Below are 14,860 nucleotides of genomic sequence, written 5' to 3' on the forward strand. Positions count from 1 at the left end.
TGTAGAATAAAAACGATATGTGTCAGATAACAGCTGGGACTTAGAAGAAGCAGAATTGCGTTAATGTTTGCCCAGGATGACCAAAATATTCGAATCACATAGGAGGTTAAGTGAACTTGAAAGTATTTAAGGCTATAAAAATATCGTTTTTGGCTTTTGTGGTCCTATTGTCAACCATATCGTCGCTGTTTGCTCCGATAGCAAGTGCGGCCGATGGCAATGTCTACGTATCATCGACGGGAAGTGATGCCGGTGGCACGGGTACGGCAGAAGCGCCAGTGGCAACAATAGGAAAGGCACTTGAATTGGTTGATGCAACAGGATCTATAATCCTGCAAAGTAACATCATCCAGGAGTCCACCTTGGTGATCTCTTCTGCTGGGAAGAATATTATAATAACCTCTGCAGAGGGGTATGCATACTCCATTATACGTGGTGAGAGTTTTGTTAATGGAAACTTGATTCAGATCAGTGGTGGAAGCAGATCGAATAGTGTAACTTTTGAGAAGATCATCATAGACGGCAATCATGTAAATACAAACGGACAGATATATGGGATTAGTAATGCGGGCGGTACAGTGAATTTTAAAGAGGCTGAAATTAGACATCACAACGTGAAAGCGAGCGCTAGTCAGCCTGCAACCGTTATATCCACTAGCGGGGGTAATTCAATGGTTGTCATTGAGGAGGGTACCCTAATTCATGACAACAAGGTATCGGGAAATGTAAAAGAGAACCCTCCTTCGGTACTAAGTGCTGGTTCAGGAGGCTCTCTGGTCATTGAGGATGGTCTGATTACGGATAATGAAATTTCAGATGGAAATGGAGTCATTATTGGGGTAGGACTATATCAAAGTCCTAACTTCAGGATGACCGGAGGCAAAATAACAGGCAACAAATTGTTGGGAACCGAATTAAGCGAAGGTGAAACAATAGGGAATGTTGCTGTATATATGCGGGGAAGTGCCGCCGATGCTCGTTTTGATTTCGGAGGAACAGCCTATGTGTATGATAATTTTAATACCGATGGGAATCAACGTAATGTGTACCTGAAGAATACGACAGCTACCGGTAGTGCTTATCTGACCTTGGTTGGTCCTATGCAATCGGGATCGAAGGTTGGCGTGTATGCCAAGATCATGCCTGATGAAAGTACGAATCCGGTGGTCGATATTGCTATAGGTCGGGCTCCGTATCAAGCAGTACAAGAAGACCAGACATTCTTTGTATCTGATATCAATACGACGGCAGCGGTGGCATACGATAATCAAGCGAATAAGGTTATTCTGACATATCGTATGCCCGTGCATCTGGAACTGGATACTCCTTTGGAACTTTCTACTGTGAGTGCCAAGCCTACCGTAAAAGGTTCAGTTACATCTGGGGCTGTGGTAACCATTACAATGGTAAACAAATCTGACCCAGCAAAGAACATTGTCGGTGAAGCTACAGTCAACCCAGACGGAACATGGGAATTTACACCTTCCTCTGCATTGTCGCCTGGAGAATATACATTGCGGGTTACAGCGACGAACAACGGAATCTCTGCTGAACCAATACGCAGGGATATTACTGTAGTAGACAAGTCAGTTCTACAAGGCAAATATGACGAAATTACAGGTGAGAACCTGGAAGAATCCAAATATACATCAGACAGTTGGACTGCGCTTCATGATGCGCTGAACACAGCAGAACAAGTGCTAAGTGAACCAAATGTAACACAAGAGCAAGTTAACAACGCGCTTCAGGAACTAACAAATGCACGGATAGGACTTACCCTGGTGAGTGGTGGAAGCACAGCCGGTCCAGGCGGAGTTGGTGCTCCTTCACTATGGCTTCGATCTGATCTGGGCATGGAAGTTACCAGCGGCCAGAAGGTGAGTATCTGGGAAGATCAAGGCAGTAAAGTAAATAACGCAACGCAAGATGAGGTCAATAACCAACCAACTTATTGGGATGATAAGAGTCATAATATTAATTTCAATCCGGTACTGGAATATAACGGAACGAGTAGTTTTATGAATCTGGACGTAAATAAGCTCCCGCAAGGGAAGAGCCCCAGATCGATTGTTACGGTTAGCAAAACCAATAGAACTACAGGCATCAAATATATCATTTCTTGGGGAGCCCAAACGAGTGGTTACACTGGTATAGGGATGCTTCAAAATGGCACAAGAGGTGGCTTAACCACATTTAACAGTACCATGAGTCAGACATTATACACTCCTGACGGATTCCTAGGAACGACGTTCCCGAACGAACAATTTGTGACTTGGACAGGCGGGGGTACTGAATCTAACATAGCTAGATTGTACAGTAAAATGAAGCAGGTACAGGAACTAGGTGGGTACGGACAGGATGTTCCTAAGCTATGGGATACGGGTAACTCTGGTGGAGCAGTAGTCGGTAAGCTTATTCCAGCAGCTGCGAGTGTTGAACATTGGCAGGGCACGATTGAAGAAATTATCGTATACGATCGTGCGCTGACGGACGAGGAACGCCAAAAAGTGAGTACATATCTGGCGATCAAATACGGCTATACGTTGGATCAGACGACAGCCAATTCATATGTCGATTCAAATATGGCTACGGTCTGGGATTCAAATGTGAATGCAGCCTATACCCATCGCGTTACAAGCATCGGTCGAGATGATCAGAGCGGCTTGCTGCAGAAACAAGCCAAGGCGCAGGAATTGGGGGCCATATTAACGATTGCATTGGGCAACAGTATCGAGGATACAAATTCTGCGAATCAGAATAGTTTTTCAAACGATTCTTCTTTCTTTACGTTTGGTGATAATGGAGCAAGTACCGAGTTCAAAACACCGATGACGAAAGATCAAGAAAAACTGCTTGGGATGGAGCGAATCTACAAAGTACAGAAAGCAAACTGGACTGAATCACAGATTACACTTCAGTTAGACGACACCGGAGTTACCTCAGCGTTGCCTCAGTATCTTGTGATCAGCGATGATGCTCAATTTGGTAATTCAAACTCGTTACATTTAATTCAGAACGGTCAAGTAACGCTTAACACCTCGAATTTTGGTCCGGATTCGTACTTTACCATTGCAACTGCTGTCACGCCTTTGACAGCACCAGACGTCACACTGACCGATGATGAATTACAATGGGAAACGGTTGAGCATGCAGATAAATATGAAGTAACGATCGAAATGGAAAATGGTACGAAGCGTACAGTAGAGGTGCCTGGAACGGTACTTAACCTGTCGCAATTGGAACCACCGCTTAATGCTGGCGCCTACACGGTGACAGTTACAGCGAAGACGAACAATCCAGCATATGCAGACTCAGAAGCATCAGATGGAAAGATTTACGTTGTTATTATTGACAAGGCGAAGTTGAAAGCGAAAATCGATGAGATTAACGGTAAGATCGAAACAGGCGAACTGGACACTGAGGAGTACACGCCAGAAACATGGCAAACGCTGCAAGATGCGTTAGAAGTTGCTCAATCCGTGTTCGATGACGAAAATGCAACAGCGGAACAAGTGGAAAAAGCGTATCAGGATTTGGTGGATGCCCAAGAGGGCCTTACCAAAGTGATTGGTACGGACACATCAACGCTGCAAACGTTGATTCCGTCTACAGGAAGCTTGTCCCCAGCCTTTGATCCGGCCAAAGACACGTACACCATCTCTGTGCCAAATAGCGTATATCAATTTCAATTAACGCCAACGGCACTTGATCCGTTTGCTAAGATTGAAATAGCAGTCGGAGATGGAGAATGGAACGAGGTTACAAGTGGTACTGCAAGTGAGAATTTACTGCTTCAAGTTGGCGGAAATACCATTGTTGTTAAAGTCACAGATTCACTTGGCCATGTTACGGAGTACAAAATCAACGTAAACAGAGCATCCAGTGACAATGGTAACAATGGTGGAGGTAATAATGGCGGTGGCAATACGGGAGGAGGTAACGGTGGAAGCACTCCTGCACCTGCGCCAGTACCGACCCCAACTCCCGCACCCGTGAAGGATAATCTGGAAACAACCCGGGATGGCAATCATCAACCATTTGCTACATCCAAACCATCGGACAACAAAGAAACATGGGTTGAAGTTGATCCAGCCAAGCTGAATGACGCCATGTCACAAGGCACAGGTCAGCAATTCGCCATTCATTCGCCGAACGATGGGGATATGAAGGTGGACGGACTAACTCTTGAAACACTGAAACAATTAGTAGATCAAGGCTCCAAACTAAACATTAGCAATCCGTTGGCGATCTATCCGGTACCTGGCGGCAAAATGGATTTAAACGGTGTCTCCAGGCAGCTTGGTGATGCAGCATTGAATGATATTGATGTCCATATCGATATCGCACGTTCATCGGATACGTTGATTGACAGCGCCGAAACAAGAGCCGCTTCCCGAGGATACGAGCTACTTGTCACACCGGTTGATCTGGATCTCACGTTCTCAAAGGATGGACAAACGGTCAGATCCGGGCAACTGAACGGTTATGCACCGAAGTATATTGCACTTCCGGAAGGGATCGATCCGAACCGGATTACGACAGGCGTGATCATCAACCCGGACGGAAGCATCTTCCATGTACCAACGGTTGTCACTAAAGTCGATAGCCGTTACTACGCGCTCATTAATGACTTGCGCAGCAGCGGAAGTTATTCAGTTATCTGGAATCCGCAAGATTTCGAAGATGCCAGATCCCATTGGGGCAAAATTGATGTGAACAACATCGCTGCGAGATTAGATCTGAAAGGTAACGGAGATAACACATTCTCCCCGAACCGTCAGGTTACTCGTTCCGAGTTTGCCGAGATTGTTGTACTTGGACTGGGCTTAATGCGTCAGGATGCACCGCAGAATCTATTCCCTGACATTAACGATTCGGCGTGGTTCCGCAATGCGGTAGCCCTTGCGAATGAATTCGGTATCGTTCGCGGATACGATAATGGAAACTTCTACGGTAATCAGGAAATCACGCGTGAGCAAGGATTTGCCATGGTTGCTCGTGCCTATCGTCTGATTGAACCGGATGCGGCAATCACCCCGGATCAGATGGACTCTGGACTGGAACGTTACAGTGATGCAGCGGATGTATCGAATTGGGCGAAAGAGGATGTAGCCCAGTTGATCGCCGCGGGGATCATTCAAGGTAATGGACCAGAGGTTCTGAGTCCGAAGACCACGATGACCCGGGCTGAGGTCACTGCATTGATTGCAAGAATGTTGAAAGTAACCAACTTGATTGATAAGTAAACCCATCTATACAGAAAAGCCTTTGCTGACATTGGGGGTCGGCAAGGGCTTTTTCATATTTCATCCAATTCATGTCGTAATACTTTCACCCTGTTGGCAGATCGTGGAATCTGAGATGATGGGTTCACCAGAGGTTCGGGTGACAAACTTCGAACCGCTGGCCTTCAGGCTATTGCGATCCTTCCTTCTACAATCATTGGAGATCATAGGGTCGCAGCTCTCCTGAAGATTTCATTATCAGAGAGGAGGCGTCCAGGCTATCACATTTCTTCCTTCTAACCCTAACCTTTCACGTTATATAGGGATGTGGCTTTCCTGGACTCTTTTATCATGAACAATACGATCTATTTGCGCAGAGCGAACAAACTCATTATTGAATCAAACGAAGGGAAACAACAGTTACCGAAGACACATCTGGCGACGGCCCTCAAAAATATGGAAACACTCGGATACACCTTCTCGAATGACTTAATGCAGGCGATGCGCCAGCTGTCCAAGGAACAATTTGAAGCAGTATATCATCAACTTGTGGCTGATCTGAAGGTTATGGTTGGCGCACATGTGCAGTACCAACCGATGTATGCAGGATTCCCGATGCAGGTGATGCAAGCGGAAGAAGCGGAGTTATACCTTAATGCGATTATTCATTATCTGACCAACCTGACTGTGGTCTATACAGATCAACCATCTGTGGAGAGAATGCCTTTGCTGGAGAAGACGGAGTTAAAAGTCATTGGTTTGGGAAACAAAGAAGCATTCCAGACACTCATCCGTCAGATCATTGAAGCGAAAGGTTCCATCTCTGAGACGGACAAAAAAGATATTGATACCGTGTTGGAGTGTGCAGAACCAGAAGAAGTGGATGCGATTCTACCCGCCGAGATTCCGTTCAAAGAAAACGTAGGCTTCGTGGTCTCCTCGCTGTTAAAGCATGAAAAGGCGAACATCGATCGGATCGGTCCGTATTTCAAAACAGCAAGTGATGTCCTGCGTCTGGCTGTTGCTTGGTCCGATGGGGATGTCAGCCTGGCGGCGGCTTCTCCCTTTCGGAAATTCAAACGCCGTGAGAGACGCCTTTTGCTCGGATTATTGGAGCAATGTGGCTCTATCACGGAGGATATGCTGCGATATAAGGATCGTTGGATTCGCCTTGGTGAAATTCTGCATCCTTCGGAGTATAAGCTTCGGTATCCACGATGCGAAGAAGCCTTTGATATTTTGCGTAATAATAAGCCGTATTCGACCTTCAATGGAAGTGTGGAACTTGCCTTCCAATATCGGAATGTCTGGAGTCTGATTGATCTGTTGTCGCAGCGTCCAGGTGAATTTGCGAGAAAACTGGATCACTTGCTGCGTATGACCGAAGATGAAGCGTATGTACTGCTGGCCTTTGGTGAAGTGGCTGCACAGGTATCCACGCCCGTGTTATTACAGGTGAGACAGCATTTTGCACAGCGGAATGAAGAAACGGATTTGCGGGTGTTTTTTCCGAAAGGCAATGTAGCCAAGGCTTTTGGCATCCCAAACGAGCTGCCAGAGATCGATGAAGCCACGTGCCAGGAAGTCGTACATTTGTGCGAGCAGGCTTTGATTACACGGTTCGCTGACTTCCCAGCACTCGGAAGGACGTATATAGATGAACGTCTCCAGCATTATCTGGTTCCTTTTTCACAACGATCCGCGAGCAAAGCTTTACGAACCATTGTGCGTGGAAGCCGCATCCCGATGGGTGAAGGAGATACGATACGTTTCTTCAGCTGGTGGAAAGAGGGCGAGGTGGACGGCACACCTACCGGGCGCGTGGATATCGACCTGTCAGCGGTCATGTATGACGAGAATTGGAATTACGTTGAACATATCTCCTACACCAATCTGCGATCCGTCAAATACAAAGCGGCCCATAGCGGGGATATTGTGACTGCACCTCATGGTGCCAGTGAATTTATTGATCTGCATATCCCCTCAATTGTGAATTATGGCGGACGTTATGTGGTGACGACACTGCACTCCTTCACCAGCCATCCGTACTGTAATTTGCCGGAATGTTTTGCAGGCTGGATGATGCGCAAGAAGCCCGGTTCAGGCGAAATCTATGAGCCATCCACGGTGGAGAACAAGATCGATATCACTGCAGACACCCAGATTGCCATTCCGGTTATTCTCGATTTGGTCGAGCGAACAATCATCTGGACGGATCTGGCGCTGACCAGATATCCGGACTACTACAATAATGTCGAGGGAAATCAGAAGGGCATTGTGCTGATGGGCAAGGCGATGACCACCTTACGTAAACCTGACCTGTATGACTTGTTCATGCTGCACGCCAAGGCGAGAGGTGAACTGGTGGACACGAAGGATCAGGCCGATACCATCTATGCGGTCGATGAAGGTGTGACGCCATATGATATCGAGCAGATTATGGCGGAATACCTGGCTTGAGTCCAAGTGCATGTGAATACCGGGTCGAGAACAGAGAAGAGCAGCGGAATGCTGCTCTTTTTTTGAGATTTAATGGGTTGTTAACGGGGTCAGCCTTTTGGTTTCTTCTGCACATATTTCTTGTAATTCGTAACAGAAGGTATTATTCGGCTTTGAGATAGGAGTTCTTTATCGCTAATGATCCAAGTATGGTTGGATGAGTTTCGCCTGCGGATCGCAACAAAATTATTTTTTCCAGCAGAATATATGCGATAACCCTTTTGTTTGCTTCTAATGCAAAATAGATCGTCCTCACCGACGCTTTGATTCGGGAACGGTACGTGGTTTACTACCTTGCGTTTAAAAACAAGCGTTGCGCCAGGGATTAGGGTCACCGGTCGATGTTCATCATGAGGAGAACGAAGGATAAACATCTTAGATCCGCGTAAATACATGTAATGAGCCTTCTTGCCAATGACATCAGCATTGGTTCTCTGAAAGGTCTGCATACTTTCCTTCAAATAGTAAGGAGCGTAATAATCATCATCGTCAAACTTGGCAATATAGTTGTATTTCGTCTTCTTGATAGCATAATTGAGACAGGCGCCGAGGGAAGTGCGTTCTGGAAGACGATAGACGTGTACGTTTGGAAGTTTGTTGGCTAGACTCAGATATGGAGCAAGGGGAATGTTATTTTTATTGACAATAATGATAAGTTCCTTCCTGGCGTGGATCTGTCGACTGTAGTTATTGAACAAGTTTTTTATATAGCTTTGACGTTTCGTGCAGGCAATAATAGAAACTCCCTGCTTTTGGATAGATTTTTTTGGCCTGGCTCCCATTTTGACCGCTCCCCTTATCCGTTATGATCAAAACTATCTCTCTTTAAAATATGTGTACGGCAAATAAGAGGAACGGCATATCTGCAAAATGGAGAATACGCACAAAAACCTGTCAATGTACCTGTTCGTTCCTTTGTCTTCTGCATGTTGAAGTAAATCAACCAAATCCTTCTGTATGAATAAGCGGGATTTTTGCAAGAGAAGAGCTACCTACAGAATGGTGCAGGTAATGTCGGATGCAAAGAGAATGACTTTGCTAAGCTTAAATTAACGTGGGAGGGATGATATGGATACGCTGAGAAGGTTAAATGAAGCCTTGAATTACCTGGAGGAGCATCTGATGGACGTCGTGGATATGAAAGAGATTTCCCGAATTGCCTGCTGCTCGGAGTATCATTTTACACGCATGTTCTCTTTTCTTAGTGGTGTAACGCTCTCGGAATATATTCGGCGTCGCCGCTTGACGCTCGCGGCTATGGAGCTAAGCCAGAGTGAGTGCAAAATCATTGATATTGCGCTGAAATACGGGTATACATCGCCAGATTCGTTCGCTAGAGCGTTTCAAAGCATGCATGGCACTACACCCTCCGAAGCGCGAAATCATGGTCCGTCCCTTAAGGCCTTCCCGCGGATGACATTTCAACTGACCATTCAAGGAGGAAGCGAAATGAACTATCGCATTGAAGATAAAGAGGGGTTTCGAATCGTGGGAATTAGCAAAAGGGTATCGATCGTATTCAACGGGGTGAATCCGGAGATCGCTGCAATGTACCAGAGTCTTACGCCGGAGTTAATTGATACGATTAAGGGGGCATCCAACGTCCAGCCTCTGGGCTTAATCAGTGCTTCGGCCCATTTCAGTGAGGGGCGGATGGCAGAACAGGGAGAACTGGATCATTATATTGGCGCAGCTACGACAAAAGAAGCGCCTGAGGGCTTGGCACAGCTTGAGGTTCCTGCTTCCACGTGGGCAGTATTTACCGTCGTGGGTCCGTTTCCTGGCACACTTCAGGAGGTGTGGGGCCGGATCTACGCAGAGTGGTTTCCTTCATCGGGTTATGAGCTGAGTGAGGGGCCAGAAATACTATGGAATGAGCACAAGGATGTTACTGTTGAGCAATACAGAAGTGAGATATGGATACCTATTCGGAAGGGATAATAGCATTTCTTGTACAATATCTAAAGCGCAGCTTTTGAAGCTGCGTGTTTTGTATTCAGAAATTGAGAAATTGCTAGCGGAAATACGGTTCATTTCCATTGCGAATATATGTAATATAATGGTATTATTTTATTGGAATTGTAAGTATTGTATCCAGAAGATTGATTGAAGAAGGGGGTGGCGAGATCAGATTACATAAAGAGGCGACTCTACTCTACATGCACCAAGACATAACATTTCATGGATGATGGACATGCCCGCATAGCAGATATATCGATGTGAGACGGAAGTGTCAGTTGTTATACATTATGATGTAAGCGCTTTATTAAAATCCAAGGAGGGATTTACTCATGACCCAACGTACAGTGAGAAAGGCGCTTGGTATCTTTTTGATTGTCGTTATGATCGCAACAGTTGCTGTATTCCCTGCATCTACGGGACACGCAGCAACGATATATGTTACCGATAATGGCTCCCGAATTGAAGTAAATACCGGTTCAGGATTAGTCTACGTGGTCAACAAAACCAATGGGGATATCATATCGGCCAAAATGAACGGTACGGAACTGAACAGCAATAGAGGATCGCACATCGGGTCAGGTTTGGGTTCATCCGCCAATGTGACTTGGAATACCTCTCCTTCTGGATCGACCGTGTTAATCACGGTATCTACAAGCACGCTAACTCACTATTATGCTTCGCGTGGCGGTGAGAACATCATATACATGGCAACGCATATCACGGCTCAACCTTCGATTGGGGAGCTACGCTACATTTTCCGTGGTAATGGTAGTGTGTTGACAGGCGTTCCTGCCAATTCAAATAATCGGGGCAACACAGGAGCGATCGAGAGTCAGGATGTGTTCGGATTCGCCAATGGACAGTCTGCCTCCAAATATTATGGTAATGATCAGGCCAAAGATTTATCCGTACGTGGAGTTACGGGGAATGGCGTCGGTGTATTTATGGCCTACGGCAATCGGGAGAAAAGCTCTGGTGGTCCATTCTTCCGTGATATCCAGTTCCAAAGTGGAACAGAGACGGAAGTATATAACTATATGAACTCCGGACATGCACAGACGGAAAATTGGCGCCTGGGTCTGCATGGGCCGTACGCTTTGATCTTCACCACAGGCAGTACGCCGAGTGTACCCGATTTCAGCTGGATGTCTGGTCTGAATCTGCAGGGGTGGGTATCCAGTCGAGGGAACGTGGTGCTTAATGGTCTCTCCGGGATGGATACGGGTTATGCATATACAATTGGGTTCGCCAATAGCAACGCCCAGTATTGGGTGGGTACCTCTTCTAGTGGGGCAGCCGCCAAATACAGCATGATCCCGGGGACATACACCATGACAGCCTATAAGGGTGAACTGGCCGTATATACGGAAACAGTTAATGTCACGGCAGGACAAACGACGACACTGAATACACGTACGATTAACAATGACCCGAGTCAAGCCGCAAGCATCTGGCGAATCGGTAACTGGGATGGTACACCACGAGAGTTCCTGAATGGACAGACGATTCCGATTCGTCACCCATCCGATAGTCGCAACCCAAGCTGGGGGCCTGTCACCTATGCTACCGGTAGCGCTACCAATCGATTCCCAGCCATCCAGTTCCGTGGTGAGAATTCTCCAACCACAATAACGTTTAACTTGAACGCATCTCAAGCGGCATCTGCTCATAAGCTCAACATCGGGATTACTGCAGCCTACAATAATGGTAGACCGAGTGTAACGGTTAATGGACATGCATTAAGTAATCCTGCCGCGTCTTCACAGCCCAATTCTCGTAGCTTCACCATTGGTACGTATCGTGGCAACAACACAACCTTTAGCTGGAATGTTCCAGCATCCTACTTTGTGAATGGTTCCAACACGATCACAATTACACCGATCAGCGGTTCCAGTGACTTGGGTAACTGGTTAAGTGCAGGTTGGGTCTATGATTGTGTGGAGTTGTTGAATTAAGTTAAGCATTCAACGTAGTGGAAGGAATAAAGGAGGTAGCCTGCCTGGTTTTCATAACCGGGTTCAGGTTACCTTTTTAGTTTTGGCATTGAAAATGATAAGATATCGATTCATAATACGCCTAAGAATCTTACGTTGGTGGAGATGGTGATCCGGATAGTGGTATAATTTTCAATACGTAATCATGAGTGAATGAACGGGGAGGCCAAAGGAATGAGAGACGATCTGTTGGTTCAATTGCAAGAGTGGCATGAAGAAGATGAATTTCAGGAAATTGTAGATGCAATTCAAGCGATTCCTGTGGAAGAAAGAGATTATGAGCTGGTCAACCATTTGGGACGAGCGCTGAATAACCTGGAACGGTATGAAGAAGCGGTTGAACAATTCCTGACGGTTGCCAAAGAGGGCACAGGTGACCCACTCTGGCATTACCGGATTGGACTGGCTTATTATTATCTGGAGCAATATGCGCATGCGCTGCAAGCATTCGAAAGAGCGGATGAATTGGACCCTGAGGATGAAGATACGCTGGAGTTTCTGGAATGGATTCGAAGCAAAATGGCGGAGAAACCCACAGAGGAATCGGTGGAAGAATCCGTAGATGAGTCGGTGAGCAACCACCCATCTGTCTCTGAAATCTCAACCGCACCTTTTAGTATTAGCCATCTGGAACCAACGGTTTTTTGGAATGATAGTGCTGAAGCCGTGGACCAATATGTGCTGGCCCCACCTACCGATGGACAGATCGAGTCCGTAGAAGAGCAGTTGGTATTCAAGCTGCCAACATCCTATATTAACATGATGAAATTACATAATGGTGGTGTTCCCCACTATCGGTATTTTCCAGTTAGCCAAGCAGAGGCTGCCAAGAAGGTCCGCGTTGAGATCGCGGCAATACTGGGTATTGGACGGGAGAAGGCACACTCATTAGGTGGTGAAGTGGGCAGCCGGTTTATCATCGAGCAGGAGGGTTACCCCGAAATCGGTGTTGTTGTATGTGAGTGCTCTTCCGATTCGGAGGTGGTGATGCTGGATTATCGTGAATCCGGCAATGCAGGTGAGCCCGAGGTTGTTCATGTGGATAAAAATGAAAACTACAAGATCACTTGGCTTGCGCCCAATTTTGAAACCTTTATTCAAGGTCTGTTGAATGAGGAAAATCAACCTGCAAAGCTTCAAGGTTCACTGTAAGTAAGGGGATGAGCTTCTCATTATACAATTATACGAAACGTTGAAAAGGCTGCATCCGTAATGACGGATGCAGTTTTTTTTGTTGCCTAGTTATACGGGATAAGCCGGAAATGTCGCTCAAACTGAGCTTTTTTTCAACTGCACTAGCTTCGCTAAGGAATCCAAAATATGTATATAGAGGTGTGCTTGTTGCATAAAGGAAGTTAGTTTGCTAATATTTAGACATATAATAATTAGTCATCTAAATATTTTATATCTAAACAGTTTGGTTTCTTCAAAAAAGGGGCTTAAGCATCATGTTAAGAATGAAAGACAAAATAGCCCTTGTTACTTCCAAATAAAAACCAATACGTTAGGAGCAATTCACATGGGAAAATTAGATAATAAAGTAGCCATTATTACGGGCGGAGCCTCGGGAATCGGGGAGGGCATGGTTGATCTTTTTGCACAGGAAGGCGCCATCGTCATTGCAGCAGACATTAATGAGGAGGCACTGGAAAGAGCCAGCCAAAAAGAGAATGTGTACGGAATGAAGTTGAATGTATCTTCGGATGAAGGTTGGCAGGCACTGGCGAAGGTCGTGAATGAACGTTTTGGAAAAATTGACATTCTGGTCAACAATGCAGGCATTTCTTCGGAAAAGCCTTATGAGGAAATCAATGCACAGGATTGGGAGAAAATGCTCTCCATTAACGGCTTCGGCCCATTCGCTGGCATGAAACATGTCACTCCTTATATGGCAGCCCAGAAAAAAGGTTCCATCGTTAATATCTCATCATACACCGCTTTAATTGGACAAGGCTTTAACCATTACTCGGCTTCCAAAGGCGCGGTACGTGCATTATCCAAAGCCGCTGCGACCACCTTTGGACGTCAAGGTATTCGGGTGAATGCTCTTTTTCCCGGGATCATCGAGACACCAATGACCCAATCCTTGAACACATCGAAGGAACTGCTTGAACGATTAATTCAGGCAACGCCTTTGCAGCGTCTGGGTCAGGCTATTGATATTGCCAAAGCTGCGTTGTTCCTTGCGTCGGATGATTCTTCGTACATTACCGGATCTGAACTGGTGATCGATGGTGGCTACTCAGCCCAATAGCGTGTAAAATGATGACAGCCCTTAAGTTATATGAGGGCTGTTGTTTATTTTTTCGAGGAGGATCTAATGGAAGAACAGAACATTTTTGAGCTTATACACAACATGGATAATTTCACCAATAAATTGATCATACAATGGAACAAATCATTTAATGAGGACCTTGGTGTCTCTCATGTGCTTGTACTCAGCCATCTCCATCAAAATGGAAAAAGCCGACCTTCGGATATTGCAAAAATGTTAGGGTTCACTCCGCCTACACTCAGTTATTTATCTGACAAGATGGTAGCCAAGGAATTAGTCGTCAGAATGGTAGATGAAGCGGACCGTCGCATTATTTATTTGAACATTACGGATAAAGGGACCGAAGTCCTCGGAAGAGCCATATTGGAGGGTCAGAAGCTGCGTAAGAGTTTGTTCGAGAAATTAAACGAAGAGGATCGGGCGCAATTGGTTCGTATTTTTGAGAAGATGAATCGGGAAGATTGAGCAATGGACTGGAAGGGAGACCGAAGGTGATATGGAGGAACCGCTCAAAGTATATAACACCGCAGTTGAAGCCTTTCTTGAAGTGATCGGTGGAAAGTGGAAGCCTGTTATTCTATTCCATCTTACGTTTGGCAAGAAACGTAATGGTGAGCTCATGAAACTGATCCCTGCGATCACCCAGAAAGTGTTGACTCAGCAACTTGGTGAACTGAAGGAGGCGGGGGTCATCGTCCGAATCTCCCATCACCAGGTCCCGCCTAAAGTGGAGTATGAGTTAACAGAGTATGGGTGGACGCTTAAAGAGATTCTTCATCTGATGTGTAGGTGGGGCGATATACATGTGGACAATGTTTATGGAGATCGAGGAAAAATTCTGTTTAAGCCGCCAACTGCTACGACTGTTGAGGGACTTATATAAGCCGATTCTGGAATTCAGGAAT

9 protein-coding genes are annotated in these 14,860 nt (G+C 45.9%); 8 read left to right on the top strand and 1 reads right to left on the bottom strand.

From position 1 onward, the window contains the following. The first annotated feature begins 116 nt into the window (after positions 1-116). Together ACE3K2_RS24660 and ACE3K2_RS24665 are read left to right on the top strand one after the other, a co-directional pair. A complete protein-coding gene (locus tag ACE3K2_RS24660) occupies positions 117-5,246 on the top strand; it encodes an S-layer homology domain-containing protein (protein WP_421896197.1) in 5,130 nt (1,709 codons plus the stop codon). Positions 5,247-5,576: 330 nt separating this feature from the next. Continuing rightward, positions 5,577-7,685, top strand: a complete 2,109-nt coding sequence (locus ACE3K2_RS24665; protein WP_421896201.1) for a TerD family protein — start codon at positions 5,577-5,579, stop codon at positions 7,683-7,685. Between the two features lie 89 nt (positions 7,686-7,774). On the opposite strand, the gene ACE3K2_RS24670 is transcribed toward ACE3K2_RS24665, so the two are convergent. Then, a complete protein-coding gene (locus tag ACE3K2_RS24670; protein WP_421896204.1) occupies positions 7,775-8,506 on the bottom strand; it encodes a glycosyltransferase in 732 nt (243 codons plus the stop codon). A gap of 286 nt (positions 8,507-8,792) precedes the next feature. Between ACE3K2_RS24670 and ACE3K2_RS24675 the strand changes: the two genes are divergently transcribed. From ACE3K2_RS24675 to ACE3K2_RS24700, 6 genes are all read left to right on the top strand, one after another. Beyond that, a complete protein-coding gene (locus ACE3K2_RS24675; RefSeq protein WP_421896207.1) occupies positions 8,793-9,665 on the top strand; it encodes an AraC family transcriptional regulator in 873 nt (290 codons plus the stop codon). A gap of 350 nt (positions 9,666-10,015) precedes the next feature. Further along, positions 10,016-11,641, top strand: a complete 1,626-nt coding sequence (locus ACE3K2_RS24680) for a rhamnogalacturonan lyase B N-terminal domain-containing protein (RefSeq protein ID WP_421896210.1) — start codon at positions 10,016-10,018, stop codon at positions 11,639-11,641. A gap of 213 nt (positions 11,642-11,854) precedes the next feature. Beyond that, entirely contained in the window at positions 11,855-12,832 is a 978-nt protein-coding gene (locus ACE3K2_RS24685; protein ID WP_421896213.1) for an SMI1/KNR4 family protein, read from the top strand. A gap of 367 nt (positions 12,833-13,199) precedes the next feature. Then, entirely contained in the window at positions 13,200-13,934 is a 735-nt protein-coding gene (locus ACE3K2_RS24690) for an SDR family NAD(P)-dependent oxidoreductase (protein WP_421896216.1), read from the top strand. Positions 13,935-14,000: 66 nt separating this feature from the next. Continuing rightward, positions 14,001-14,420, top strand: coding sequence for a MarR family winged helix-turn-helix transcriptional regulator (locus ACE3K2_RS24695; protein WP_421896219.1), 420 nt, complete (start codon positions 14,001-14,003; stop codon positions 14,418-14,420). Between the two features lie 31 nt (positions 14,421-14,451). Next, on the top strand, positions 14,452-14,838 hold the full coding sequence (locus ACE3K2_RS24700; protein ID WP_421896222.1) for a winged helix-turn-helix transcriptional regulator: 387 nt from the start codon (positions 14,452-14,454) through the stop codon (positions 14,836-14,838). The last annotated feature ends 22 nt before the right edge of the window (positions 14,839-14,860 follow it).

Source organism: Paenibacillus sp. (genome assembly GCF_048976745.1).
In the GTDB taxonomy this organism is placed as follows: Bacteria; Bacillota; Bacilli; order Paenibacillales; family Paenibacillaceae; genus Paenibacillus.